The 25,000-nt window shown below is 43.7% G+C and carries 21 protein-coding genes; 16 read left to right on the top strand and 5 right to left on the bottom strand.

Going from position 1 to position 25,000, the window contains the following annotated elements:
• Nucleotides 1-5: 5 nt before the first annotated feature.
• The 9 genes from ACL6C3_RS20770 (at nt 6) to ACL6C3_RS20810 (ending at nt 8,991) form a co-directional block, all read left to right on the top strand.
• Nucleotides 6-362, top strand: coding sequence for an FAD-dependent oxidoreductase (locus tag ACL6C3_RS20770; protein ID WP_413160947.1), 357 nt, complete (start codon nt 6-8; stop codon nt 360-362).
• Complete coding sequence (locus tag ACL6C3_RS20775) at nt 328-1,653, top strand: glycerol-3-phosphate dehydrogenase/oxidase (RefSeq protein ID WP_413160948.1); 1,326 nt, start codon at nt 328-330, stop codon at nt 1,651-1,653. Before ACL6C3_RS20770 ends, ACL6C3_RS20775 begins: the two co-directional genes overlap by 35 nt.
• 25 nt (nt 1,654-1,678) lie before the next feature.
• Complete coding sequence (locus ACL6C3_RS20780) at nt 1,679-2,218, top strand: metal-dependent hydrolase (RefSeq protein ID WP_413160949.1); 540 nt, start codon at nt 1,679-1,681, stop codon at nt 2,216-2,218.
• Nucleotides 2,219-2,314: 96 nt separating this feature from the next.
• Nucleotides 2,315-3,157 (top strand): hypothetical protein, encoded by an 843-nt coding sequence (locus ACL6C3_RS20785; protein WP_413160950.1) that lies wholly within the window; start codon nt 2,315-2,317, stop codon nt 3,155-3,157.
• 42 nt (nt 3,158-3,199) lie between these two features.
• Nucleotides 3,200-3,928: a class I SAM-dependent methyltransferase gene (locus ACL6C3_RS20790; RefSeq protein WP_413160951.1), complete on the top strand. Its 729-nt coding sequence runs from the start codon at nt 3,200-3,202 to the stop codon at nt 3,926-3,928.
• Between the two features lie 27 nt (nt 3,929-3,955).
• Nucleotides 3,956-4,993, top strand: coding sequence for an NAD-dependent epimerase/dehydratase family protein (locus tag ACL6C3_RS20795; protein WP_413160952.1), 1,038 nt, complete (start codon nt 3,956-3,958; stop codon nt 4,991-4,993).
• A 12-nt stretch (nt 4,994-5,005) separates the two neighbouring features.
• Nucleotides 5,006-5,776, top strand: a complete 771-nt coding sequence (locus ACL6C3_RS20800; RefSeq protein WP_413160953.1) for an acyltransferase — start codon at nt 5,006-5,008, stop codon at nt 5,774-5,776.
• Nucleotides 5,777-6,485: 709 nt separating this feature from the next.
• Nucleotides 6,486-7,709, top strand: coding sequence for a glycosyltransferase (locus tag ACL6C3_RS20805; RefSeq protein ID WP_413160954.1), 1,224 nt, complete (start codon nt 6,486-6,488; stop codon nt 7,707-7,709).
• Nucleotides 7,710-7,761: 52 nt separating this feature from the next.
• Nucleotides 7,762-8,991: a polysaccharide deacetylase family protein gene (locus ACL6C3_RS20810; protein WP_413160955.1), complete on the top strand. Its 1,230-nt coding sequence runs from the start codon at nt 7,762-7,764 to the stop codon at nt 8,989-8,991.
• Nucleotides 8,992-9,092: 101 nt separating this feature from the next.
• Here ACL6C3_RS20810 and ACL6C3_RS20815 read toward each other — a convergent pair whose 3' ends face one another.
• Nucleotides 9,093-10,493: a flippase gene (locus ACL6C3_RS20815; protein ID WP_413160956.1), complete on the bottom strand. Its 1,401-nt coding sequence runs from the start codon at nt 10,491-10,493 to the stop codon at nt 9,093-9,095.
• 1,175 nt (nt 10,494-11,668) lie between these two features.
• Between ACL6C3_RS20815 and ACL6C3_RS20820 the strand changes: the two genes are divergently transcribed.
• Both ACL6C3_RS20820 and ACL6C3_RS20825 read left to right on the top strand, forming a co-directional pair.
• Nucleotides 11,669-12,760, top strand: a complete 1,092-nt coding sequence (locus ACL6C3_RS20820; protein WP_413160957.1) for a glycosyltransferase family 2 protein — start codon at nt 11,669-11,671, stop codon at nt 12,758-12,760.
• A gap of 110 nt (nt 12,761-12,870) precedes the next feature.
• Nucleotides 12,871-14,349, top strand: coding sequence for an FG-GAP-like repeat-containing protein (locus ACL6C3_RS20825; RefSeq protein ID WP_413160958.1), 1,479 nt, complete (start codon nt 12,871-12,873; stop codon nt 14,347-14,349).
• 214 nt (nt 14,350-14,563) lie between these two features.
• Here ACL6C3_RS20825 and ACL6C3_RS20830 read toward each other — a convergent pair whose 3' ends face one another.
• The 3 genes from ACL6C3_RS20830 to groES form a co-directional block, all read right to left on the bottom strand.
• Nucleotides 14,564-15,259 carry a Uma2 family endonuclease gene (locus ACL6C3_RS20830; RefSeq protein WP_413160959.1) on the bottom strand — a complete coding sequence of 232 codons (696 nt, stop codon included), beginning with the start codon at nt 15,257-15,259 and terminating at the stop codon, nt 14,564-14,566.
• Between the two features lie 432 nt (nt 15,260-15,691).
• On the bottom strand, nt 15,692-17,323 hold the full coding sequence (groL, locus tag ACL6C3_RS20835) for a chaperonin GroEL (RefSeq protein ID WP_413160960.1): 1,632 nt from the start codon (nt 17,321-17,323) through the stop codon (nt 15,692-15,694).
• 88 nt (nt 17,324-17,411) lie between these two features.
• Nucleotides 17,412-17,723 (bottom strand): co-chaperone GroES, encoded by a 312-nt coding sequence (groES, locus tag ACL6C3_RS20840; protein WP_413160961.1) that lies wholly within the window; start codon nt 17,721-17,723, stop codon nt 17,412-17,414.
• 345 nt (nt 17,724-18,068) lie between these two features.
• Here groES and ACL6C3_RS20845 point away from each other — a divergent pair, with 345 nt between their 5' ends.
• The 4 genes from ACL6C3_RS20845 (at nt 18,069) to ACL6C3_RS20860 (ending at nt 22,367) form a co-directional block, all read left to right on the top strand.
• Nucleotides 18,069-18,581 carry a (2Fe-2S) ferredoxin domain-containing protein gene (locus ACL6C3_RS20845; RefSeq protein ID WP_413160962.1) on the top strand — a complete coding sequence of 171 codons (513 nt, stop codon included), beginning with the start codon at nt 18,069-18,071 and terminating at the stop codon, nt 18,579-18,581.
• Nucleotides 18,582-18,840: 259 nt separating this feature from the next.
• Nucleotides 18,841-19,488, top strand: coding sequence for a response regulator transcription factor (locus ACL6C3_RS20850; RefSeq protein WP_413160963.1), 648 nt, complete (start codon nt 18,841-18,843; stop codon nt 19,486-19,488).
• 646 nt (nt 19,489-20,134) lie between these two features.
• Nucleotides 20,135-20,656, top strand: coding sequence for an NYN domain-containing protein (locus ACL6C3_RS20855; RefSeq protein WP_413160964.1), 522 nt, complete (start codon nt 20,135-20,137; stop codon nt 20,654-20,656).
• Nucleotides 20,657-20,756: 100 nt separating this feature from the next.
• Nucleotides 20,757-22,367, top strand: coding sequence for a 2-isopropylmalate synthase (locus tag ACL6C3_RS20860; protein ID WP_413160965.1), 1,611 nt, complete (start codon nt 20,757-20,759; stop codon nt 22,365-22,367).
• A gap of 598 nt (nt 22,368-22,965) precedes the next feature.
• Here ACL6C3_RS20860 and ACL6C3_RS20865 read toward each other — a convergent pair.
• Nucleotides 22,966-23,352 carry a hypothetical protein gene (locus tag ACL6C3_RS20865; RefSeq protein WP_413160966.1) on the bottom strand — a complete coding sequence of 129 codons (387 nt, stop codon included), beginning with the start codon at nt 23,350-23,352 and terminating at the stop codon, nt 22,966-22,968.
• Nucleotides 23,353-23,753: 401 nt separating this feature from the next.
• On the opposite strand from ACL6C3_RS20865, the gene ACL6C3_RS20870 reads away from it, so the two are divergent.
• Entirely contained in the window at nt 23,754-24,380 is a 627-nt protein-coding gene (locus tag ACL6C3_RS20870; protein ID WP_413160967.1) for a M23 family metallopeptidase, read from the top strand.
• Nucleotides 24,381-25,000: the final 620 nt, after the last annotated feature.

Here is a 25,000-nt window from a genome sequence, read left to right on the forward strand (position 1 = left end):
GAGCAATGAAAAGAAGCCTTGCTACTTTAACTGAAAATATCTACGATGTTGTGATTATTGGAGGGGGAATTTACGGCGCCTGCGTCGCTTGGGAAGCCAGTTCACGGGGTTTGAGCGTCGCCTTGGTAGAACAATCCGACTTTGGGGGCGCCACCTCCGCCAACAGTTTAAAAACCGTTCACGGGGGATTGAGATATCTACAAACGGCTGATATCAAACGGATGCGAGAATCGATTTCTGAACGAACAACTTTAATGGGAATCGCCCCGCATTTGGTTCATCCCCTCCGGGTTTTAATTCCCACTTACGGATACGGAACCAAGGGTAATGTTGCCCCTTTCTGTGGCGTTAAAACTGAATGATTTAATCAGTTTTGACCGCAATCGACTTTCGGATTCTCAAAAACATCTGCCCCAAGGTCGAGTGATTTCTAAAGCCGAATGTGAAAAATTAATTCCCGGTTTAACGATAGACGGATTAACCGGGGCGGCTGTTTTTTATGACGCTCAAATGTACAATTCTGAGCGGCTCACTTTGGCATTTTTACACTCGGCCGTTGAAGCGGGTGCGAACATTTCTAATTATACCAAAGTTACCGGATTTTTGCAAGATAAAAATCGGATTACCGGGGTGAAAGTAACCGATGTTTTTACCGGAAATTGTTTTGAAATTCAAGCGAAAACCGTTATTAATACGAGCGGCCCTTGGGTGAATTCTGTGTTGGGTTTAGTTCAACCTCAACCCGATGTTCATCAAATGGGTTTAGCCCAGGCGATGAACGTCATTACCCGGCCTTTATTTAAGGATTATGCTGTCGGTTTACCGGGTAAAGGACGGTTTTGGTTTGTCTCTCCCTGGCGGGGAAAATCGATGATTGGAACCTGGCAAGGCGTCGAGGCTCAACACCCGGATGAGTTTCAAATTTCCGAAGCATCGATTCAAGGATTTATCAACGAAATTAACGAAGCCTATCCCCCCGCCAAATTAACCCGAGAAGATGTCTTATTTGTGCATCAAGGTCAGCTTCCATACAAGGGAATTGACCCGAAAACAGGCGAACCTAAGATGCTGAAACAATATCAAATTCGCGATTTTGCCCAAGAAGGACTTCCGGGATTAATTTCGGTGGTTGGTGTTAAATATACAACCGCCCGGGATGTTGCCCAAAAAACCATTGACCAAGTGTTTAAATCTTGGGGTCAAACATCGCCCCCATCGGTATCGGCTAAAACCCCACTTTATGGGGGAGAAATTGCCGATTTTTCCGCTTTCTTACGGCGGGAAATCACAACAAAACAATCCGAGGGTTTTCCAGAGGAGACCATTCGGAGTTTAGTCTACAATTATGGTTCTGTCTATGAAGATGTGTTAGGCTATTTGAAGAAATTCCCTCAGCCTAGTTCATCGGATGATGCAGTTCTCAAGGCCCAAGTCTTGTATGCTGTTGATTGTGAAATGGCACAGACCTTAAGTGATGTGGTGTTTCGACGAACAGAACTCGGAAGTGCAGGCGAATTAGAGCAGAGTTCTGTACAACTTTGTGCGGAAACAATGGCTAATCTGTTGAATTGGAGTCAGACCAAACTCCAACAAGAACTTCAACAGGTCTGGAAGATTAACGAGCATCATACTCCAATTTTATCTGGTGTTTAAAACAAAAGCAGACTAAATTTGAATTATGCCTTCTCCCATCGCTCACGCTGTTTCCGGATACGTTTTATCTGAATTATTTCCCCTAAAGTCAGCCCCGAGCAAAAAACAAAAACGCTATCATTGGCAGAGTTTTTTAGGGGTTTTTTTGGCGGTCGCAGCCGACTTAGATTTTCTCCCCCAATTACTCACCGGAGAACGATTTCATCGAGGCTTAACTCACACCCTGCTTTTTACCGTTGGTTTGAGTTTAATTATCGGTTTATTAGGACAGTGGTCTGGAAAGTTTTCCGCTCAAAAATTAATCCGCTGGACCTTAATCCTATACGGTTCCCATTTACTCTTAGATATTTTTACCGCAGGCGGGTTAGGCGTACAAATCTTCTCGCCCTTTTCGGATGTTTACATTCAATCTCCTTTACCCCTTTTTCCCGGCGTTCATCATTCCAGAGGGTTATTTGATCCCAGTCATTTAGTCTTTGTCAGTTGGGAGTTGGGTTACTCCGCGATCATTCTAGCGGGGTTATGGTTGTGGAAACAAAGCCAATCTCGAAAATTGGTAGAATAAAATAGTCAAATCAAACTGAAGCGATTACCGATGTAAATTGCATCATTAAACCCGAACACCCGACACCCGAAACCGATCCCATTGCGAGCCTTAGTGATGACTTCTCTATTAGCAAAATCGATTAATTCCGCCCAACCTTTAATTCTAGCTGACGCCCACGTTCATATTTATAACTGTTTTTCCATCGAACAGTTTCTCGATTCGGCCTTTAACAACTTTCAAAAAACCATCGCCAAACTTCCCGAACAAATACCCTCGTTTTACCTCTTGTTTTTAACCGAAACCAGCGATCAGAATTGGTTTGAAACTTTAGTAGACTATGCCGAAAATCATAAAACCATAAAAGAATGGCAATTTAAACAAACCGGGGAAAGCCACTCAATTTATGCCGAAAATTCCCAAAATCAAGGGATGTATTTAATCGCCGGTCGTCAGATTATCACCTCGGAAAACCTGGAAGTTTTAGCCTTAATCACCGAACAAACGTTTCCCGATGGTTCTTCATTGCAAGACACCTTAAAAATGATTCGAGATGCGGGCGGTTTACCCATACTTCCTTGGGGGTTTGGGAAATGGTTGGGGCGCCGGGGAAAAGTGTTAAATAACCTGTTAAACTCCGATGATTCTTCTCCTTTATTTCTCGGAGATAATGGCGGACGTCCGATTTTTTGGCGCCGTCCCCCTTATTTTCAACTCGCAGAAGCCAAAGGATTAAGAATTTTACCCGGAACCGACCCCCTTCCTCTCACTTGTGAAACCAGCCGACCCGGAAGTTTTGGGTTTCAAGTTCGGGGTTCATTTAATTCACAAGAACCCGGAAACAGTATGAAGGAAATTTTGCTTCGTCCCGACACCATATTACATCCTTACGGGTCTTTACAAACCCCTTGGAATTTTATTCGCAATCAAGTTAAAGTTCGCTATCAAAATCAAGAATAAAACGGTGAATTTTCGCAGAAACTAAACAAAAAGGTTGAAAATATGGTGGTCAATTCTAATTTTCCAGAAACCGCAGATATAGAAACATCTTCAGAAGGCTATGCTTCCCGGTTTTCCGGTACTGTCGGAACTTGGATGTTAAACATTCAAACCGAAGCAACATTACAAATGCTTCAAGCCTATCCTCAGGCGACGGTTCTCGATGTGGGTGGCGGACACGGACAAATTACAGCGCCTTTAATAGCCAATAACTATCAGCTTACCGTGTTGGGAAGTGCCGAGGTTTGTCAAGCCAGAATTCAACCCTGGTTAGACAGTAATCGCTGCAAGTTTAAAGTGGGAAATGTTCTGGATTTACCCTACCCGGATAATGCTTTTGATGTGGTGATTAGTTATCGTTTTCTCGCCCATGTTACCCAGTGGGAAAAGTTTTTGAGCGAATTAATGAGAGTGGCAAAAAAAGCGGTGATTGTTGATTATCCGACGGTTCGCAGTGTCAACTCAATTGCACCTTTGTTATTTAAAGTGAAAAAAGGACTCGAAGGCAATACTCGACCGTTTATTACTTATCAAGAACCCAAGTTAATTAACTACTTTAAAGCCGCAGGTTGGCAACAAACCGAACGTTATGCTCAATTTTTCTGGCCGATGGTTTTGCATCGAACTTTGAAATCTCCCGGCGTTTCATCTAAACTAGAACAATCGATGAGACTATTAGGATTAACCTATTGGTTGGGTTCTCCGATCATAGCTAAATTTACACCCCGTTAACCTTAAATTTCTCCCACAGTTGTCAAGATGACTATCACCGAATCTCAGTATAAATTGCCTCAGGGTTCTCGCGCTCTCGTTACGGGAGCAACGGGTTTTACAGGTTCAGTTCTGGTTAAAAAATTAGTCAATCAAGGAATAGAAGTTGTCGCGATCGCCCGTCCGAGTTCTAATATTGAATCCTTTGAAGGAATGCCGATAAAATGGTTCAGGGGCGATGTATTTGATGAAGAATTAATTAACAAAGCCATAGAAGGGGTGAACTATATTTTTCATATGGTCACGCCCTTTAGAGAGGCAAAATCCCCCGATATTGGCTATTATAACGTTCATGTTCTCAGCACCCAACTGTTAGCAAAAGCCGCCCTCAAACAGCCGGATTTTCGCCGCTTTGTTCACGTTTCAACGATTGGCGTTCACGGTCATGTTGACAATCCCCCCGGAGACGAAAATTGTCCGTTAAAACCGGGAGATGTTTATCAATCAAGCAAACTTCAGGGAGAACAGTGGATTAAAGAATTTGGCGCTCAACAAGGTTTACCGGTGGCAATTGTTCGCCCTGCGGGAATTTACGGACCCGGAGAAAAACGCCTTCTGAAAATCTATAAATGGGTGGCGAAAAAAAGGGTCCCCGTGATTGGAAATGGCGGGAATTTACTGCATTTTATTCATGTCGATGATTTGACCGACTTTTTTATTGTTACCGCCATACATCCGAAAGCCGTCGGGGAAGTGTTTATTTGTGGTAGCAAACAAGCGATGACGTTTAAGGATATGGTCGCTTTAATTGGGGATTATTACGGCGTTTCTCCTCAATTTCTGAAAGTTCCAGCCGCCCCGGTTTTTGCCATTGGTGATCTATTTGAACTCATGTTTCGCCCCTTGGGGATTGAACCTCCCATTTATCGGCGGCGATTGGCATTTTATACAAAAGATCGCTCATTTAATACCTCGAAAATGAGAAATATCCTCGATTTTACCCCCGCTCACTCCGACGAAGACGGGTTAAAAGAACTCGCTCAATGGTATGTCGATAACGGTTGGATTTCCCTGAAAAAATCATAAGATTACATCATCATGGTAGCACCCGAACAACAGAAAATCGCCAAAGTTCCCCTCTCCGAACAACTGAATCAAAATCAGTCTTCGGCTTTAAAACGATATCAGGAAAAGGCGGTTGGGACAACGGAGTTTATTCCTTTTTTATCCTATGAACTCACCACTTTATTGTTTGGAAATTTAGCCGGAAGTTTGGGCTATATCACCCGCAAAAGTTTCTATCCCCGTCTGTTTAAACAGGTGGGGAAAAGTGTTATTTTTGGCAAGGGTATTGTATTGCGTCACCCCGGCAGAATTTCTTTAGGAAATGGTGTGGCAATTGATGATTATGCCATGCTTGATGCGAGCGGGGCGGGTGACACTGGAATTAATATCGGGGATTCTGTTATTATTTCTCGAAATTGTGTGATTCAGGGGAAAACAGCGCCCGTTACTATCGGAGAAAAAACCGATATTGGTTGTAATACAATTCTAACTTCTGGAGGCGGGATTTTTATTGGTCGTTCGGTTTTAATTGCGGCGAATTGTTATATCGGAGGAGGGCGTTATATTACCAACCGTTTGGATATTCCCATGATGGAACAGGGCGTTTATACTAAAGGTGTTGTTGAAATTGGGGATGATGTTTGGTTGGGCGCCGGTGCTATTGTTTTAGATGGCGTTAAGATTGGTAAAGGCTGTATCGTTGGAGCGGGTGCGGTTGTCACTAAAAATTTACCCGATTATGCGATCGCCACAGGAGTTCCTGCGAAGATTATTAAAATGCGAGGTGAACAAACTGGCGAATAAAGTTCTGGGCTGTTGCTCTGAAATATCATTCTCAGCCCCCATCAGTTTTGACTAAAAATTGCATCGGTAAAAAGGGAGAGTTAGCCGGATTTTCTATTTGGAGCTAACTCTTTTTTTATTAATCAATAAAACTTGAATTGTATGATTTGTATAATTTAAGCTTTTGAACGATAACGGGCCTAAATTAGCTTTTCCTAAAAGCCCTCTAAGCCCTTGATTTATGGGCTTTTTGCAGATCGGGAATCAATTGACAAAATGTATATTTATAAAAATTTAATGTTATAGAAAAAACGATTTGTAAAATTTTAAACAGAATATTGACAAGCAGTTAAATTAGCCCGTTAATGTAAATATAACCTAATTTTAATTTCCCTTTCATCTCAGGAGATTTTAGGGTCAAGGTATTGGAAACAGAGGGATTTGACTGCATAGGGGGTTTCACCCCCTGGAAGGTCATTCTAATCGTTTGATATAATGATCGGCGAGCTTTAGCAGGGGAACAAAATTTCTTGTAACAACAGAAGAAAACGGTTATTAAATAAACGGTCAAGCCCAAACTTTGACTTAATTTTGTAGACTCAACTTAAACCTTTTGATTGCCCGTTTTAATCGCTAATTCTTCTGGAACTTAGACTCGATATCAGCTAACCCTCTAGTACAAAGATTAGGACAAAACTGAAAGAGTGAACTCCTTAATATTGAGAGAAAAATGTTTAAAACTTCAAGCCTTGAATTGTACAAAAAGACTCAACTAACAACCCCGGTACGTGTTCTGCACGTGATCGATAAATTGAGTGTTGATGGATCGGGAATTCATGGTGCCACAAAGCTGTTAGATTGGCTGACATCTTATTCCGATAAAGACAAGTTTCAATTCAGTGTTTGCAGTCTTCGCCGTGTCGAACCAGCAGGAGAAATTTTTGAGCGGAACCGAATCCCCATCTTTTTCTTAGGACGCCACAAATTTGACCCGAGAACCTTATTTGACTTACTGAAACTGATTGAACGCGAACAACCGGACATTTTGCATTTGCACGGTTACGGAGCCGCTAACTTTGGGCGAATTGCCAGCTTATTAACCGGAATTCCGAATGTTGTTCACGAACACGCAGTTCTCGTCAATCAACCTTTTTACCAAACCATAATCGATGGGCTGTTGTCTCCGTTGACAACCAAAGCGATTGCGGTTTCAACTTCTGTGAAAGACTTTATGATTGAGTATCGTTCAATCTCTGAAAACTGCATAGAAGTGATTCGTAACGGCGTACCTTTGAAATCTTTTCAATCCCAACCCAAAACTAACAACACCAACGCGAAAGATTTACGCGCCCAATTCGATATTCCAGAGAATCATATGGTCGTCGGAATTATTGGTCGCTTGAATCCGATTAAAGGTCATCAATATTTTATAGAAGCCGCGAGTCAAATTCTTCAAAACCACACCAATGTCACGTTTTTAGTGGTGGGAGAAGGGGAATTAAAAGAGTCTCTAGAAGAATTAGCACAATCCCTCGGCGTTGCTCATGCCGTCAAATTCACGGGCTATCGCGAGGATATTCCCGCCTTTCTTTCCATCATTGATATTGTTGCGATTGCTTCGCTCACGGAAGGAGGCCCTTTGGTTTTGATAGAAGCAATGGCCGCAGAATGTGCGGTGGTTTCTACCAATACCATCGGATTAAAAGATGCGATCGTCGAAGGGGAAACCGGATATCTTGTTCCTCCCCAAAATTCACAGGCTTTAGCCGAGAAAATCGCCGCTCTGATCGGCCGGCCAAGTTTATGTAAAAAAATCGCAGAGCAAGCTCAAGCCAGCGTTTTTCAGTTCGACATTTCCGAAACCGTGAAAGCCATTGAAAAATGCTATGCTCAAACGGTAAAATCTGTTAATTATACGAGCAAGATTCAACTCACAAAAATTAACACCATCTAACCTTTTGCTCAATCGTTGAAGCCAACCCAAAACCAGAAAAGCCAGTTACTTTATGAACCTTGAATCTGTTCTGATCAAACTCAAAAAGAGTTACGATAAAAATATTCCCGAGTTAAACGCTTATCGCAACAAAGTTTATCCCGATTTTGTTCTCGATAATCGGATTGAAAAGCTAGTTGCAGAAATTCCTGTTTTTACCTTTCATTCCATCGAGCCAGTCGAGTTTGAAAAACAGCTTCAGTTCTTGGCAATAAATAACTACAAAACCTTAAAAGCAGATGAGTTTTATCAAATGCTCATCGGAAAAAAGCCAATTCCCGAAAAAGCTGTTCTTCTCACCTTTGATGATGGTTGGGCGAGTATGTGGACTTACGGATATCCCTTACTCAAAAAATATGGAATGTATGGCGTTTGTTTTCTCATTCCCGGAATTATTTGTGAAGAAGATCGGGATTATTTAAACCTAGATGATGTCTGGGAAGGAAAGATTTCTCAGCAGGAATTGATCGATCGCGACAAAACAGAACAGCCCTACTGTACTTGGCGAGAGATCAGACACATGGCGAGTCAGGGAACCATAGATTTTCAGTCTCATACCATGTATCATTCTACCATCTTTATTTCTCCTCAAGTCGCCGACTTTTTTCATCCGGGGTTTGATAGTTATGCCGGAAATCATAATGTACCGATCTTTCAAACTCATGGGGTTGATAATGTCAGCCGTCAAGCGGAATTAGGAACTCCAATTTATACCCATCAACCCCGCATGGGGGGAAGTTTGAGATATCTCGATGATGAAGATTTGCGGGAAAAATGTGTTGAGTTTGTTGCTGAAAATGGCGGCGAAGATTTCTTTAGTAAAAGTAACTGGAGAAAGGAACTTCATCAAGTTATAGAAAATTACCGCTCTAAGTTTGGAGAACGAGGAAGTTATGAGAGTCAAGAGGAGTTAGAAAAGGCTATTTTTAACGATTTGGTTGAGTCTAAACGTTTGATTGAGGAACAATTGGGAACGGTTGTTCAGCACTTGTGTTATCCCTATTATGTTGGTAGCCAAATTGCTGTAGAACTCTCTGAAAAAGCGGGTTATGTTTGCAATTATTGGGGCTTGTTAGAGGAGCGTCGGGGAAATAATCGTGTAGGAGATAATCCGTTTTGGGTGGCGCGATTAAGTGATGAATTGATTTATCGCCTACCGGGTGAGGGTCGGAAATCACCCCTGGAAATCTTAGGAAGAAAGTTTATCAAGAATTCGGGTAGACTGGTGGCTAAATTGGTTTAATCCCGTTGCAAGTTTCTTCTAAATACTTCTTTATAGAAAAAGGGCGATCGCAGGCAATGCGCCGAGTTAATATCGCCCTTTTTTTGAGTGTTGACGTTGACTTAATTCACCCGAGCTAAAAACCGATTCCGTTGCATTAAAATCAACAGAATAATAGAACACGGTATCAAGATTGCAATTCCTACAGATACCGTCATACCGTTCAGGATTAAAGAAGGTACTGCGGCAATTGTTAAGCTAATTGCAGCAATCAAGCTGACATATTTTCCGATGTAATCATAGCCAATACGACGTAGCATCCACAACCCAATAAGGCAGAGAATCACTTCACTGAATAAGGTTGCTAAAGCTGCACCCACAGCCCCCATTTGAGGGATTAAAACTGAATTAATGGCTACATTGGTTAGGGCGGCACCCAACAAAATGAACGGCAGTTTTTTCTCGTGTTTGGTGGCAACCAGAAATTCTTCTGATAAGCTTCCGAACATTTTAATACTGAGGCTAGGAATTAGAATAGCGAGCGGTTTTACCGCAGCCAAAAATGCCTCACCATAGAGCAACTCCACCAGCCACGCTTGAAGAAAACCTGCGATTACAATAGCGGGTAAAACCGCTCCGACTAAAAGCCGAGCCCCTTTGTAAATTTGCTCGGGTAGTTTTTCAGGTTCGGTGGTATAGTATCGAGAAAAACGGGTGAAAATTACATAAAAAATCACTCGGGGTAAAGCTGAAAATATTTCTAAAATTCGATAAGCTGCACTGTATAATCCGGTTTCTTCTCCGGTTGAGAGCGATTTTAGCATCACCACATCAACCTGATAGTACAGAATCCATAACACCCCAGATAAGGCAAAAGGATAGGCAATTTTTAGGGTGTTTACTAATTTTTGCCGATTGATAGAAGACCAAATTTTGACCTGGCGACTGAGATAATATACTAGCCCGATCGTATTAATTGCCCGCACAATTACTACTGTTGCAATAACCAGTATAAGGCTCTTTGTTTGAAATAAAACTGTACTGGCAATGGCGACAACGGCTAACCGTTCAATAGCGACTGCTATACTTTCAGTCCGAAACCATCCTAAGCCTTTGATTGTCCCCCGCAATGTCATTATAGCGGCGCGACAAATTTCGGAAAATACCGCTAAATAACAAACAATTAGGGTTTCATCTGTGTAACCTAATATCAGAGCAAGCGGTAACAAAATTATTAAAACCCCTATAGAGGTTAATCCTTCAAGTACCAAAAATAAAACTGTTGATTGGGGCGCTTCATCGGGATGGGCTGCAACTTCTCGGTTCATTAAAGTTGGTAGTCCAAATTGAATGAACAAAGATAATATCGCCGCTAAAGCGATCGCTGCGGCGAAAATTCCATACTGCTCCGGCCCTAAAACCCGAGCGATGGTAATATAGAAAACAAATGTTAGAGCGAGAGTTGCCTCTCCTAGTAGGGCATAGAGATAGGATAGGTCTAAGCGAGCCAGTAATTTTTTCATAGAGACGAACAACAGGTCACTTGCATCAAAGGTTCAGCCAGGTATAAGTCGCATCAGCCGGAAAGATTAACTCCAGGATTCCTACCGCATTTGAGTCTCAACAGAGCGATTACAGTCTATCTGTTAATCTTCCCTTGTTATAGTTTAAGTTGAGATTTAAAATTGTCAAATTATTCAACTTTTTTACCTGTTCTAAAAAATAGATCCTTTCACCGGATTTTTCAGGAATCCTGGTTATTTTTAAAGATCGATTTTTTCACAAGCGATCACCACCATTGAATATTAATTGACATTCTGTCGGCGATATGATACATTATGGTCGGAAGGTTAAGAAAAGGTTAACGTAAGAACTGACCCCCACTTCCTTCTATAAACTTAGAAAGCAAATTCCTGGTGTTTGCCAGGTAAAGACTCAAGTTGAAATCTTTGAGGAATCCTTACAGTTAGGGATGTCAAATTTTACAGCTTGATCAAGTTCTATTGAACTTTGTTAAGGTTGAGTCAAGGCTAAAGCTTTCATCAAAAGTTAACTCTCCAATCAACTTAAATTCATTATCATTAAATCTTGACATATATTCTGAGCAAAATAATCTCCTTTACAGACGAATGCCATCAAAAATTAGCAGTATAATCCCATCAACTTTGATCGTCAATCGATTCTGAGTTTTGAGCTAAAGTATTCTCTCAAACTCATTCAAATCTATCAATAATATCAAAAAATATCGGGCTTTAATTCCTTTCAAACCTAAACCCGAAGTACCGATCCGCCTGGAAAATCAACTTTAAAAAAGAATCCTATCCGTGTTTTCCATCCTTCCGTTCACCTCTAACACATCCTCACCAGATGATAGCCATTTTCGCTTTCAGTCAGCATTGTTATAAATCATTGACGATAACAGATCGATTGATGCTAGAATCAGATTAATAAGGGTGTATTGATCCGGTTGAGGAGGCGGTAAACCCAAGCCGTCCTCAACTGTTACATATCAATTTCAAGACTTTCTTTCGACAGGGAAATGAAAGCGTCGGGGTGTTTATATCGACATGAATTGGCTTGAGGTCTTGAAAACCGAATTGAAAATCAATAAAGTTGTGAAAAACTTGAGACCTTTTCAGATCGGTTAAGACAGCAAGCATTTCTCAAAAACTACTCACATTATTTCAGATAAAAAACAATGTCTTCGACACAAACCATTCAACCCAATGAAAGGATGAAAAAACTTTCATCTCAAAAACCCCCTCAAGTCACCGTCGCAGTTGTCACCTATAACGGCATCAATGTCATCAAAAACTGCCTGGACTCATTACAGTCTCAAACCTACAAACCCGCTCAAATTCTCGTCATCGATAATGCTTCTACAGACAACACACCGGACTGGGTAGAAGAACATTATTCACAAATTAAAGTCATTCGTTTAAACTCGAATTGCGGCCCCAACCCCGCTAGAAATCAGGGAATTCTCAACACACCCGATAACGATTTAACCTTGCTCGTCGATGATGATGCCATCCTTGCAGAAAACTGTTTAAATGAATTAGTAAAAGCCTATCAGCGTTACCCAGAAGCAGCAATTTTAGCGCCCCGTTTAGTTTACAACGATCAACGCGATACCATTCAACACGAGGGAGCATTTATTCATTATACAGCCGAAGCCGTTTTACTCAATAACGATAAACCCCTCAATCAAGGCAGCAAAGATATTACCCAAGTTCATGCTGTTTCAGGAACTTGTTTGTTAGTTTCCAAGTCAGCCGCCAAAAAAATCGGCTTATTTGATGAAGACTATTTCTTTGGACGCACAGACGGAGAATTTAGCTTCAGACTCACCATATCCGGCTATAAAGTCTACACCGTCCCCGATGCCGTTTGTTATCATCGAGTCAAAAAAAGGGGTCTTTCTAAACTGTTTTATCAAGTCAGAAATCGCTGGTATTTCATCCTAACCACTTATTCTTTGAAAACTCTGATTGTTTTGGCTCCTGCTTTACTCGTTTACGAACTGTTTTTGATAGCTTACTTGTTGATGCAAGGCAAGGAACTTGAATATATTAAAGCCATTTTTGCCGTGATTAAATTTTGGGATAAATTGATGCAAAAACGCAAAAAAGCTCAAAATATCAAAACCCGTTCAGATCGAGAACTACTCCGAAGCGACTCTCTTTATATGAGAGATGATTTACTAAAAAATTCAATTCTCGCCTCGGTAAAATCCGGTTTAGATAAATTCTTTCGGACTTACTGGAAATTGATCTATCCTCTGATTTAATCTATTTCTTTACTCGGCCGACAGTCCGTTGATGAGGAGATTTTTAGAAAAGTTAGCTATGATCGGATCGGAACCCTAAAATCCTCAAAGTAAAACTTTGGTAAATAACGATGAATAGCTTTTTCATCAGCTTTATCCGCAAAAAGCAACCTCTTTTAAAATCTCCTCTCGCCTTAAGTTTTTTACTGGCACTTATCAGTTGGGGATGTGCAGAAAATTCCTACAGCCAAGCCGTTAACCCCTCCAACTCCAACTCTAATCCTCAAAAGATTCAACTCGATATCCCGCCATTAAAAGAAGGTCGTGGCGGGTTAATTGTTGCAGATGTTAATAACGACAAACAAAAAGATTTTTTAGTCACTCATCCCAATGCGATCGCCGTTTATGATCATTCGGGAAAACAACTCTGGAAAAAATCCGTTAAATTACAACTCACCGATAAAGCCGAGACAAAAGGTTTACCCGGTTTACACGCTCCCGGTATTCAAGCCGGAGATATTAATGGAGACGATAAAACCGAAGTTTTGTTTCTGTCTTCCGACCATAAATTACACATTGTTGATGGAAAAAACGGCGAAACTCTCCGAGAAATTCAACTCAATTCTCCCGATGGAAGCGAAGGTTGGGAACATTTAGTTATAGCCAATTTTCGCGGAAAAGGCGATCGCGATCTGTTACTTCAAGCCACCAATACTAAAGGTTATCGCACCGGACGCTATCTCGCCGCCTATGCCGTTGATGACTTACTAAAAAGTAATAATCCTCAACCCCTTTGGCAGCGAGATGATTTTCTCGCCAATGCTCATAATGGTGTCCGAGTTGCTGACTTAAATGGGGATAATTTAGATGAAGTTTTAGGCGGAACTCTACTTTCTCCTCAAGGAGAGATGTTGTTAAAACTCCCCCTAAAAGGTCATATTGATTCCTTATTTGTCGCCGATGTTCGACCCGATATTCCCGGTTTAGAACTTGTCGTTTTAGAAGAAGGCGGCGAAGAAAAAAAAGACTCTGAAAAAAAATCAAATTCTGTCAAACGCAATCGAGTTTTTCTGTATAATACCGAAAAAATTATTTGGGAAACCCACTATAACAACTGGGAACCTCAAAATGCCGCAGTTGGAGATTTTGACCCAAATCGTCCGGGGTTAGAAATTTGGTGTCGCAGCCGTTTTAATACCAATCAAAAACCCTTTGTCTTTGATGCAAAAGGTCAAGTCATTTCTAATTATACCCTAAATGAAATTGCACCTCAAGGCTGGACAGAAAAAGGCGTTGATGTTATTTTTCCGATTGATTGGACGGGTAATTCTAAACAGTTAGCAGCCGCAAAAGAACGTCATAAAAGCGGAAATGTGGCTATTTTTGACCCCATTAGCGGAGAATTTCTCTTTCAATTTCAAGACAATGCAGATCGGCTTTATGTTGCAGATGTTACCGGAGATTGGCGAGAAGAATTAATTGTTTTAAATGGGAAAACACTCCATATTTATCAAAATTCAGATTCTAATCCCAACCCCAAACGTTCCTCTTTGTGGACTCAAAATCATTACCGTCGCAGTAAGATGACCTGGAATTATTACAGTCCATAAACCCCGTTTATAACAACTGTAGGGGCGGGTTTTTACAGTTTACAGTGAACAGTTTACAGTGAACAGGTTACAAACGATTGCTGAGAATACTAATAATTGATAACTGTAAAAACGGGGAACTGCATAACTGATAACCGATCACTTGAATCAACCCGCCCTTACACAGGGTAAATACAAACTCCATAACTCAAGATAAACCCGGTTTTTAGGATTACTATTGGTCATTTCTGACTGATAATTCTTCCACAAAATTCTGATGTTCAACAGTTCCTAAACCTTGTTGTACAATTTCAATAACTTTAATTAAATTACCCGCTAATAAAGCCGTTTTATCCAACCATAAACCTGGAAAAACTTCACTACAAATAACACCATCAGAATTGGTTTCTAGGGGAATATATTTGCCTTCTTTTAAACGAAACCAGTCCAATTCTTCATCTTCAACCCGCCAAACCATATACTCTTGAACTTGATTTCGACGATAGACCTTGAGTTTATCATGGACATCAATAGAAACGCTACTGGCTGCAATTTCAACAATTAATTCCGGCGCCCCTTCCACATAACCATCCTCACTAATCGTTGACTGTCCGCCCCTTTCAATTCTTAGTAACGCATCCGGTTGAGGTTCGTTATCGGCATCCAAACGCACTGTAGAATTATCTCCAAGTTGAACTCCGGGAGTTGCTGACCAATAAACCCCCAACCAGGTCATAACCTGTGCATGGGGTTCACCGTGTTGGGTAATTCTAAGAGGAGAAGCCATGTATACAATTCCTTCAATTAATTCTGCTTTTTTAACACTCGATGCACTGTAACGATGTTCAAACTCCACTTGAGTTAAGCGATCGCCATTTTGTAAGGGAGGAATTGTCTGTTTTAATGTAGAAGTTTTTAACGTATTTCCCATCAGTTTTTTACCTCAAAACACAGCAATTCAATATTATTATAATCAATTTCGTTCTAGCCCTAGCTCTGTAGGGGCGGGTTCTGCATTGATATTTGTTTACTCATCAATAACTGATCTAAACCCGCCCCCCTTCTGTTGAAAGGTGGGAATATTTACGGTTATTTGTGAGAAATATATATTATAGCGCCGTTGCTTCGGAGGTACATCCCAAAAACCCGGTTTATATTGAGAAACTGGGTTTTTAATCTCCACCAGTGTTGTCGGGGTGGGTTTATATAAATTATCTCTGGGAAAACATAGATGAATTCGGAGGCGCGCCCCTACATACGTCCCTACATCATAACAAAAAGGGTAGGCTGTTAAACCTACCCCTGAAAGTATTCGTTAAGTCCCAGACAACGATAAGAATTGTCCGAGAATTAGGATTAGAAATTAGTAGTCGAAGTCACCGCCCATGCCGGCACCTGCGGGAGCATTTTCTTTGGGTTCGGGCTTGTCAACCACAATACATTCGGTTGTTAACACCATACCCGCAATAGAAGCAGCATTTTGCAGCGCCGAACGAGTAACTTTAGCCGGGTCAACAATACCCGCTTCAAACATATCAACAAACTCGTTTGTAGCGGCATTGTAACCAACGTTAAAGTCTTTTTCTTTAACTCGTTCTGCGATCACAGCGCCATTTTCGCCGGCGTTTTCAGCAATACGCTTCAGGGGAGCAGACAGCGCCCGAGCCACAATTAAAGCACCCGTTAACGCTTCACCCGATAAATTTCCTTTCGCCCATTCTTCCACTTGGGGGGACAGGTGAGCCAAAGTTGTACCGCCGCCAGGAACAATACCTTCTTCAACCGCAGCTTTGGTGGCGTTGATCGCATCTTCCAAGCGCAGTTTGCGATCCTTCATTTCGGTTTCAGTCGCCGCACCGACTTTGATCACCGCAACACCGCCGCCCAATTTAGCCAAACGTTCTTGCAGTTTTTCTTTATCGTAGGAAGACTCAGTATCTTCCATTTGACGGCGAAGCTGTTCGCAACGGGCTTTCACCGCCGACTCATTCCCTTCTGCAACAACGGTGGTATTGTCTTTGGTGATAGTGATGCGGCGAGCTTTACCGAGCATATCCAGCTTGGCATTTTCCAGCTTCAGACCCGCATCTTCGGTGATCACTTGACCGCCGGTGAGAACCGCGATATCTTCGAGCATGGCTTTGCGGCGATCGCCAAACCCAGGAGCTTTAACCGCAGCCACGTTGAGAACGCCACGCAGACGGTTAACAACCAAAGTTGCCAAAGCTTCTTTCTCGATATCTTCAGCCAGGATCAGCAGGGGACGACCGGAGCGGGCCACTTGTTCGAGAACCGGAACCAGGTCTTGAACCAGGGTAATTTTCTTATCGGTCAAGAGGATAAATGGCTCATCGAGAACCGCTTCCATCCGCTCGGTATCGGTGGCGAAGTAGGGGGAGATGTAGCCTTTATCGAAGCGCATCCCTTCGGTAATTTCCAGTTCGGTGGTCATGGACTTACCCTCTTCGAGAGAGATAACCCCTTCTTTACCCACCTTATCCATCGCAGAAGCGATCATTTGACCCACTTCTTCGTCGTTTCCGGCGGAGATCGTACCGACTTGAGCAATGGACTTAGAATCTTCTACCGAACGGGCGTGTTCGGCGATCTTGTCAACCAAGAAACCGGTCGCTCTGTCAATTCCCCGCTTCAGTTCGATCGGGTTGGCGCCTGCGGCAACGTTGCGTAAGCCTTCTTTAACGATCGCGTGAGCCAGAACGGTTGCTGTGGTGGTACCGTCCCCTGCGGCGTCGTTGGTTTTGGAAGCGGCTTGACGAATTAAGGAAACGCCAGTATTCTCGATGTTATCTTCTAATTCAATTTCTTTGGCAATGGTGACTCCATCGTTAACGATTTGAGGGGCACCAAATTTCTTTTCGAGAACAACGTTGCGACCTTTCGGGCCGAGGGTAACGGCTACGGACTCAGCCAGGATATCCATACCGCGTTCGAGGGCGCGACGAGCGTTTTCGTTGTAGATGATGCGTTTAGCCATAGTTGTGTTCTGTTTGTATGCTTAAGTTGTGGGGTTGAATTGCCAAGTTTGAAAAGAAATTAACAGCAAGTCCGTTCGGACTGGAGAATTAGCTGACAATTGCTAAGATGTCTTTTTCTGCTAAAAGCACGTATTCATCGCCACCGAGTTTGATGTCGGTTCCGGCATACTTGGAGTAGAGAACTTTGTCTCCGACTTTGACTTCCATTTCAGCGCGAGAACCATCATCGTTGCGTTTTCCCGGGCCTGTGGCGACGATTTCGCCAACTTGGGGCTTTTCTTTGGCGGTATCGGGAAGTAAAATACCCCCTGCCGTCTTTTCTTCCGACTCGCTAACTTTTACAAAAACGCGATCGCCTAAGGGTTTAACTGTCGATACATTTAAGGCTACAGCAGCCATATGAAGTCCCTCCTTGAATAAAGCTCGCCCACTAACAATTGAGCGAATACACAACCATGCAACCGAAAGTTAGGATTGATGATCCTTTCCGGGGAGAATGTTGAGTTAGCACTCTCCATTCCTGAGTGCTAATTTAGCGAATTGACAAATCCAATGGCAACAGAGAAATCAGTACGGGTTCCCGAACTTTTGCGGGGGGGCAGGAACTTTTTGCCAAGATCTTCAAGATTTAACGGCATAGCAATAACATATATCATTATGGAAATCTCAGGATAATTCTTAGATTTCTTAGATTTCTAAGCCGTTACCACCCCTGAAACCTGACACCTGACAGACACTAGAGCAATGACAGACCCCTCTATCTTAAAATCTCCCTCAACCGACTCCGACAACGGTAAGACTCCATCCCAGGCGTGCGCCAACGCCGTCCAAACGTTAGGACTTCAGCACATTAGCCGTCACGTCTTCCTCTGTGCTGACCAAACCAAGCCCAAGTGTTGCTCAAAATCGGCCGGTTTAGAAGCCTGGGACTATTTAAAAAAACGTTTACAAGAATTAAAACTCGACCAACCCACCCCGGAGCGCCCCAGTTGCATCTTTCGCACCAAAGCCAACTGTTTGCGGGTTTGTTGTGAGGGGCCAATTTTGGTCGTTTATCCCGATGGCGTTTGGTATCGCGCCGCCACTCCTGCGGTAATTGAACGGATTATCACTGAACATTTAATCGGTTCTCAAGTCGTTGAAGAGTATGTATTTCTGACTCATCCCTTGCCCGAGCCGTCCACAATTGAAGCGAGCGATCAAACTTTAGAAGCCTGTAACGCCGATGACCGTAGAAATTCGGGCGTGTTGCCCTAGCCGTGTCGTCAAATTTTCCGATATGATCGGAATAAACCCTGCGATGCAGGTATATATTCTAACAAAAATTGTAGCGTTACTTCGGAATTTACACAGATTGCCGATCGTCGTTGTTACTTCTTGCAATGGTGAGAATCAACTCAATCGCTCAGAACATCCCTTTTGAGCCAATAGCCCGACAGTGGTTAAGCCCGCCCCACTTTCGAGCAGATGATGGCAACTGCAAATGTCGCGGGATTTCCCAAGGGAAAATTTACTGATGACGGACATCAAAACTGGAGAACAAAAACGATTAATGCTGGTGGATGATGACCCGAACCTTGTCCTGCTGGTGAGGGACTATTTGGAGTTTCGGGGATATGAAGTCAGCACCGCCGAAAATGGACTCAAAGCCTTAGAACTGCTAGAGTTAGAGCTTCCCGACTTGATCATCTGCGATATTATGATGCCCGAAATGGATGGCTACTCGCTGGTGAAGGTGATTCGCGAAGACCCCCGCACGGGCTGGATACCGGTTCTGTTTCTCTCGGCCAAAGGTCAAAGTCAAGATAAAGTCAAAGGCCTCAATACCGGAGCGGATGTTTATATTGTTAAACCCTTTGAACCGGAAGAATTGGTCGCTCAAGTCGAGTCTTCTCTGCGACAAGCTTCCCGCCTGATTAAAATTAACAACCGTCAGGCGGCAGGACAACCCCCCATTCAAGCCCGTCCGGGTGTGGAGTTGACACCCACAGAAGTCCGAGTGGTACAACTGGTTTCTCAAGGATTGGCAAATCGGGAAATTGCTAAAGCCATGAAGGTCAGTCAAAGGACCATAGAAAGTCATGTTAGCAATATGTTAAACAAAACCGGACTGCACAATCGCACCGAGTTGGCGCGTTGGGCGTTAGAAAGTAAGAAGTTTTAGTTGAAGCGCTCAACGACTCTCAGAATAGATCAACCGGTTTCCCAAAGCTGTATACTAGAGGAAAGTCATATTGTACTCATTATTTTATAAAGAAAGTCAAGTCTGCTATGGGCTTGCCTGTACGGGTAAGTTGATAGTGAAGTTGATAGGAGAAAAAGTAACTTGTATCGTTGTAGCACTCCCAAAACAGGAGAGCGATCAACAAAGATTGAGTTCGATAAATGTGAGTTCCGCGACTTGCTGATGACGATTAAACTTATACCTCTCTCTTGAGACCTCTACTGCACCCGGTGAAGTTGTTGGGTTTATTCAGACAACCTCAACGGTTAAGCATTAGCAACTCAAGGGGATTTTTTCAAGTCTCTAACGTCATAAATCTCGCTCAAATCCCGACAATCAAGCCGATGCTCCCGGCCGACTTGTTACCCGGATAAGCAACGCTCAATGCACTGTTTCTCCGAAACAAATAGACTCAAATCTAAAATTTTGGAGGGCTTATACAGGTTCAGTCTAGACTTAAACTCATGAGGGATCGCTCGCAAAACAGGAGGTAGCCTGATGTTAAACGCTCTGTGACCGTCGGTGATGTTAAGATAAGATAATTAGCTTAAATTCTTTTCTACAAATATCTAGGTCTATAGTTTCTATGCTTAACTCAAAAAACCGTCTCTCTATATTTGTAGACGGTAACAATATGTTCTACGCACAACAAAAAAATGGTTGGTTTTTTGATCCGAGGCGAGTATTGACCTATTTCAAAAATGAACAATCCGATGTCATCCTCGTCAACGCCTTCTGGTACACGGGCTTAAAAGATCCCCAAGATCAAAGAGGATTCCGAGATGCTTTGATTAGTTTGGGTTACACCGTCAGAACAAAAATCCTGAAAGAATACTACGATGATAGTTCCGGTCGGTACTCCCAAAAAGCCAACTTAGACATTGAAATTGTTGTTGATATGTTTAATACCGTCGATCAGTACGATCGGGTCGTTTTATTTAGCGGCGATGGCGACTTTGAACGGGCGATCGAACTGTTGCGTTCAAAAAATACCCACATTACCGTCGTTTCAACCGAAGGAATGATCGCCCGGGAATTGCGAAACGCCACCGACCGATACATTGACTTAAATGATATTCGAGATCAAATAGAAAAAGTAGACTATTAACAAGAGAAAATAATCAACCCCACGGAAAAACCAACTCAAAACCTGGAGTTTTTCTCTGTTATCGTTTCACGGTTCACTAACACTTGGAGGTTCCCAACCGATGACCGTTCAACCCAGTCCCGACCGAATCATTATCTTCGATACCACCTTGCGAGATGGCGAACAATGTCCCGGCGCTACCCTCAACGTAGACGAAAAACTGATTATCGCCCGACAACTGGCCCGTTTGGGTGTAGACGTGATCGAAGCCGGTTTCGCCTTCGCCAGTCCCGGAGATTTTGAAGCCGTTAACCGCATCGCTCAAACCGTCGGGACCGAAGACGGGCCGACCATTTGCAGTTTAGCCCGTGCCGTGCGATCGGATATCGAAACCGCAGCCCGAGCGTTAGAACCGGCCGCAAACAAGCGCATTCACACCTTTTTGGCGACTTCGGACATTCACTTGCAGTATAAACTCAGAAAAACCCGGCAAGAAGTCTTAGAAATTGTCCCCGAAATGGTCGCCTATGCCAAGTCCTTTGTCGATGATGTCGAATTTTCCCCCGAAGACGCCGGACGCTCGGACCCGGAATTTCTCTACCAAGTCCTGGAACTGGCGATCGCCGCCGGTGCAACAACGGTTAATATTCCCGATACCGTCGGTTATACCACCCCAAGCGAATTTGGGGCTTTAATTCGGGGTATCAAAGAAAACGTTCCCAATATCGATCAAGCCATTATTTCCGTTCACGGACACAACGATTTGGGTCTGGCCGTCGCCAACTTCCTGGAAGCGGTGAAAAATGGCGCCCGCCAACTCGAATGTACCATTAACGGTATTGGCGAACGGGCCGGAAACGCCGCCTTGGAAGAATTGGTCATGGCGCTTCACGTCCGGCGACAGTATTATAATCCGTTCTTGGGCCGTTCTGCCGAGTCGGAAGCGCCCCTGACTCGGATTAATACTCAGGAAATCTACAAAACTTCCCGTCTGGTTTCCAATTTGACCGGGATGTTGGTACAACCGAATAAGGCTATTGTTGGGGCGAATGCTTTTGCTCACGAGTCGGGAATTCACCAAGATGGCGTTCTCAAAAATAAGCTCACCTACGAGATTATGGACGCTCAGTCTATTGGTTTGAATAATAATTTGATTGTTTTGGGTAAGCATTCGGGACGCCACGCTTTCGCTCATCGCCTGCAAGAATTGGGCTTTGAACTGTCAGACTCGGAGATGAATAAAGCGTTTATTAAGTTTAAAGAGTTGGCTGACAAAAAGAAGGAAATCACCGACTGGGATTTAGAATCGATCGCCAATAATGAAATTCATCAGGCGACCGAATTGTTCCGCTTGGAATTGGTTCAGGTGTCCTGCGGCGATCGCGCCCGTCCGACGGCTACGGTGATTATTCGCACCCCCAACGGAGAAGAATTGATGGATGCGGCGATCGGCACCGGTCCGGTTGATGCGGTCTACAAGGCGATTAACCGGGTTGTCAATATTCCTAACGAGTTAATTGAGTTTTCTGTGCAGTCGGTGACGGCCGGTATTGATGCCATTGGGGAAGTGACGATTCGTTTGCGATCGCAAGGTCGCGTTTTTTCCGGTCATGCGGCCAATACCGATATTATCGTCGCCTCCGCCCAGGCTTATGTCAATGCCCTCAACCGCCTGTATGCGGCTCTACAACCGTTGGATGTTACGGGTGAGTTGAAAACCGTGATGGCCTAGCAACTCCAGGTTGGGGCGGGTTTTGCAATATCTTTGACCACTACTGTGAGATTGAGATGAACCCGCCCAATCTCATAACAGGCATTCATCCGCCGGAAATTTTATAAAAAATTAAGGTTTTCGGTTCGCGGCAGCAAATGGATTGACGGTTTCGCGAAATGGCGGTAGAATGGGAGATGAACCGAAGGGGGCAACTCGCCCATAAGCTTGATTTTTTATTCAACACAGAAACAAATCAATAGAAGGTTGAGGTCAAGTCGGGAGTGAATCTCTATTTTCCGGCAAACCCGTGAGATTGACGCGCCCTTTCCGGCGATCGCTGAATCTTGATTCGCTCTCGGCACCGGTCCGGTTGAGTGAAATTAAGGTTTGCGGTTCGCGAGGCGAAGTATAGATGGACGGTTTCGCGAATTTGGGGTAGAATGGAAGATGAACCGAAGGGGGCAACTCGCCCATAAGCTTGATTTTTTATTCAACACAGAAACAAATCAATAGAAGGTTGAGGTGAAGTGGGGAGTTAGCGATCGCTTCGGGTTGGGGGTAAATCGAGGTATCTCAGTCTCAAGCGAGAGAAACCCGCCCCAGGGGGGTTGTAGATTTAGCCCCGCTGTTGGGAGTCGCGACGTCCGAGTTCGTAGACAGCGCCACTGATACAAGCGATCAGACCCATCGCGATCGCCCAACTGCTATCCAAACCGACTTCAACGAGCCAGTTACACAAACTGCCGACAATCAAAAAGGGGACAATACTAAACAAAGAAGCATAAAAAGCATTTTGAGACTCTCGGGCGGCGCGAGTCCGTTCAAACTCTTTTTTTGAGGTGTAGAGTCCTTGTTCAGCAAAATTAAACCAACGATTGAGTTGTTCGATCACCCATTCACTCAAAGGAGAAAATCCCCAGTAAAGAGCAAGTGACCACAAAGCCGCTCCTGCAATCGTTGTCGTATCAAGGCTAAAGCGGAAAGGAAAAATATCAAATAGCATGGGTGATTTTATCGTTGATTTGTGAAATGGGAAAATTGGTGATTAATCCTTGACTTATACCTGTTAACGAAGCAGATGTGACTTTATCTTAAACAAAACGTTACAGAAATTCAACTCAGCTATTTTCTCAGGAGCCAACATAGAGTAGAATACTGGCTCATATGTCTGCGGCAATTCAATCCGGTTGGTTGCTGATTGTCATCGAATTCACATTCTGGGGTGACAAGCGGGCATCGGATCAGTCACCAGTCACCAGTGACCAGTCACCAGTGTTTTCAGTTTACAGTGATGCAGTTGGTTACTGATTACTGATGACTGTAAGCGAATCGCGATTGCCTTCGGCACTGCGCTCCGCGCAATCGCTGATAATCGATAACTCAAAAGAGGAGTGAAAGACACCAATGGCAGAGTCAAGACTAAAAGGCGCCCTACACTGGATTCGTCCGAAACGGATGTTACTGTTAGCCGGGTTAATTAGTTTGAGTCTGGCACCGTTTGGATCGCAAAAGTGGGTGAGTGCCAGAGAATACAGCACCAATCAAGTCGCCACCGGACTGGATTGGTCGGGGGCATCTTTCCCGGTGGAAAATTTTCAAGAATATACATCCGGTTTCGGTTATCGGGCCAGCGGGTTTCACTACGGCTTGGACTTGGCGGCGCCGATGGGTAGCTACATTCGCAATTGGTGGACGGGAACGGTTGTGGAAGTCTGGGAAGATGGCCGCTGCGGGACGGGAATTGCGATCGATTCGGGACAGTGGACTCATATTTACTGTCACGTTCAGGGACGGGTGGAGAAAAACGCCCAGGGCCGTTATTTTATCGATGCGGGTGGCGGTATTCAACTCTGGGAAGGTCAAGTTGTCCCCGCAGGTGCCAGAATTGCCCGTGTTGGTATGACAGGACGGACTACAGGCCCCCACTTGCACTGGGGGTTAAAATATGGCGGCCGTTGGGTTGACCCCGGTCAGGTGTTGCTGGCCATGTACAACCAACAATCACAGCGGATTTCCAGTCAACCCCGTTAGTAAGGGAACCGGCAATAGGCAACAGGCAACAGATTTTCCCCGTAGGGGCGCATGGCAGTGCGCCCTTCTTGCTTCTTGCGCCCAACACTCCAAACAAACCCTTTTTGCACCGTTAGTTGAATAAAAAATCAAGCGTATAGGCGAGTTGCCCGCAACGGTTCAACTCCATCCTACCCCGAATCCCCCCAAAAGTCAACCCCAATTCCGACGCGCCGCAACTGCTCATTGGAAATTGAAATTTTAATCAACCTCGGAATGATATCCAACTGATTAATCCGTGCGATCGCGGGGGATGATTGATGGGTCGGATATCGGATCGGATCTCAAATTCAGTCGATTTTACCCTTGTTTTCATAGGTTGAATAAAAAATCAAGCGTATGGGCGAGTTGGCCCCAACGGTTCAACTCCATTCTATCCCCCGTCCCCCCAAAAGTCAACCCCAATTCCGACGCGCCGCAACCGCTAATTCAAAATTTGGAAATTGAAATTTTAATCAACCTCGGAATGATATCCAACTGATTAATCCGTGCGATCGCGGGGGATGATTGATTGCTCAAATCTCAGATCCGATCTAAAACTGGGTCTATTTTACCCTTGTTTCCGTTGATTGAATAGAAAG

This window comes from Capilliphycus salinus ALCB114379, from assembly GCF_047276495.1.
Lineage (GTDB): Bacteria > Cyanobacteriota > Cyanobacteriia > Cyanobacteriales > Microcoleaceae > Capilliphycus > Capilliphycus salinus.

What these genes read in the sequence shown, in the direction of transcription:
- ACL6C3_RS20775 (WP_413160948.1), top strand. Translation starts at nt 328, where the DNA reads ATGTTGCCCCTTTCTGTGGCGTTAAAACTGAATGATTTAATCAGTTTT.
- groES (WP_413160961.1), bottom strand. Translation starts at nt 17,723, where the DNA reads ATGGCTGCTGTAGCCTTAAATGTATCGACAGTTAAACCCTTAGGCGAT.
- ACL6C3_RS20795 (WP_413160952.1), top strand. Translation starts at nt 3,956, where the DNA reads ATGACTATCACCGAATCTCAGTATAAATTGCCTCAGGGTTCTCGCGCT.
- ACL6C3_RS20865 (WP_413160966.1), bottom strand. Translation starts at nt 23,352, where the DNA reads ATGCTATTTGATATTTTTCCTTTCCGCTTTAGCCTTGATACGACAACG.
- ACL6C3_RS20770 (WP_413160947.1), top strand. Translation starts at nt 6, where the DNA reads ATGAAAAGAAGCCTTGCTACTTTAACTGAAAATATCTACGATGTTGTG.
- ACL6C3_RS20825 (WP_413160958.1), top strand. Translation starts at nt 12,871, where the DNA reads ATGAATAGCTTTTTCATCAGCTTTATCCGCAAAAAGCAACCTCTTTTA.
- ACL6C3_RS20780 (WP_413160949.1), top strand. Translation starts at nt 1,679, where the DNA reads ATGCCTTCTCCCATCGCTCACGCTGTTTCCGGATACGTTTTATCTGAA.
- ACL6C3_RS20845 (WP_413160962.1), top strand. Translation starts at nt 18,069, where the DNA reads ATGACAGACCCCTCTATCTTAAAATCTCCCTCAACCGACTCCGACAAC.
- ACL6C3_RS20870 (WP_413160967.1), top strand. Translation starts at nt 23,754, where the DNA reads ATGGCAGAGTCAAGACTAAAAGGCGCCCTACACTGGATTCGTCCGAAA.
- ACL6C3_RS20820 (WP_413160957.1), top strand. Translation starts at nt 11,669, where the DNA reads ATGTCTTCGACACAAACCATTCAACCCAATGAAAGGATGAAAAAACTT.
- groL (WP_413160960.1), bottom strand. Translation starts at nt 17,323, where the DNA reads ATGGCTAAACGCATCATCTACAACGAAAACGCTCGTCGCGCCCTCGAA.
- ACL6C3_RS20790 (WP_413160951.1), top strand. Translation starts at nt 3,200, where the DNA reads ATGGTGGTCAATTCTAATTTTCCAGAAACCGCAGATATAGAAACATCT.
- ACL6C3_RS20815 (WP_413160956.1), bottom strand. Translation starts at nt 10,493, where the DNA reads ATGAAAAAATTACTGGCTCGCTTAGACCTATCCTATCTCTATGCCCTA.
- ACL6C3_RS20800 (WP_413160953.1), top strand. Translation starts at nt 5,006, where the DNA reads ATGGTAGCACCCGAACAACAGAAAATCGCCAAAGTTCCCCTCTCCGAA.
- ACL6C3_RS20830 (WP_413160959.1), bottom strand. Translation starts at nt 15,259, where the DNA reads ATGGGAAATACGTTAAAAACTTCTACATTAAAACAGACAATTCCTCCC.
- ACL6C3_RS20810 (WP_413160955.1), top strand. Translation starts at nt 7,762, where the DNA reads ATGAACCTTGAATCTGTTCTGATCAAACTCAAAAAGAGTTACGATAAA.
- ACL6C3_RS20855 (WP_413160964.1), top strand. Translation starts at nt 20,135, where the DNA reads ATGCTTAACTCAAAAAACCGTCTCTCTATATTTGTAGACGGTAACAAT.
- ACL6C3_RS20850 (WP_413160963.1), top strand. Translation starts at nt 18,841, where the DNA reads ATGACGGACATCAAAACTGGAGAACAAAAACGATTAATGCTGGTGGAT.
- ACL6C3_RS20785 (WP_413160950.1), top strand. Translation starts at nt 2,315, where the DNA reads ATGACTTCTCTATTAGCAAAATCGATTAATTCCGCCCAACCTTTAATT.
- ACL6C3_RS20805 (WP_413160954.1), top strand. Translation starts at nt 6,486, where the DNA reads ATGTTTAAAACTTCAAGCCTTGAATTGTACAAAAAGACTCAACTAACA.
- ACL6C3_RS20860 (WP_413160965.1), top strand. Translation starts at nt 20,757, where the DNA reads ATGACCGTTCAACCCAGTCCCGACCGAATCATTATCTTCGATACCACC.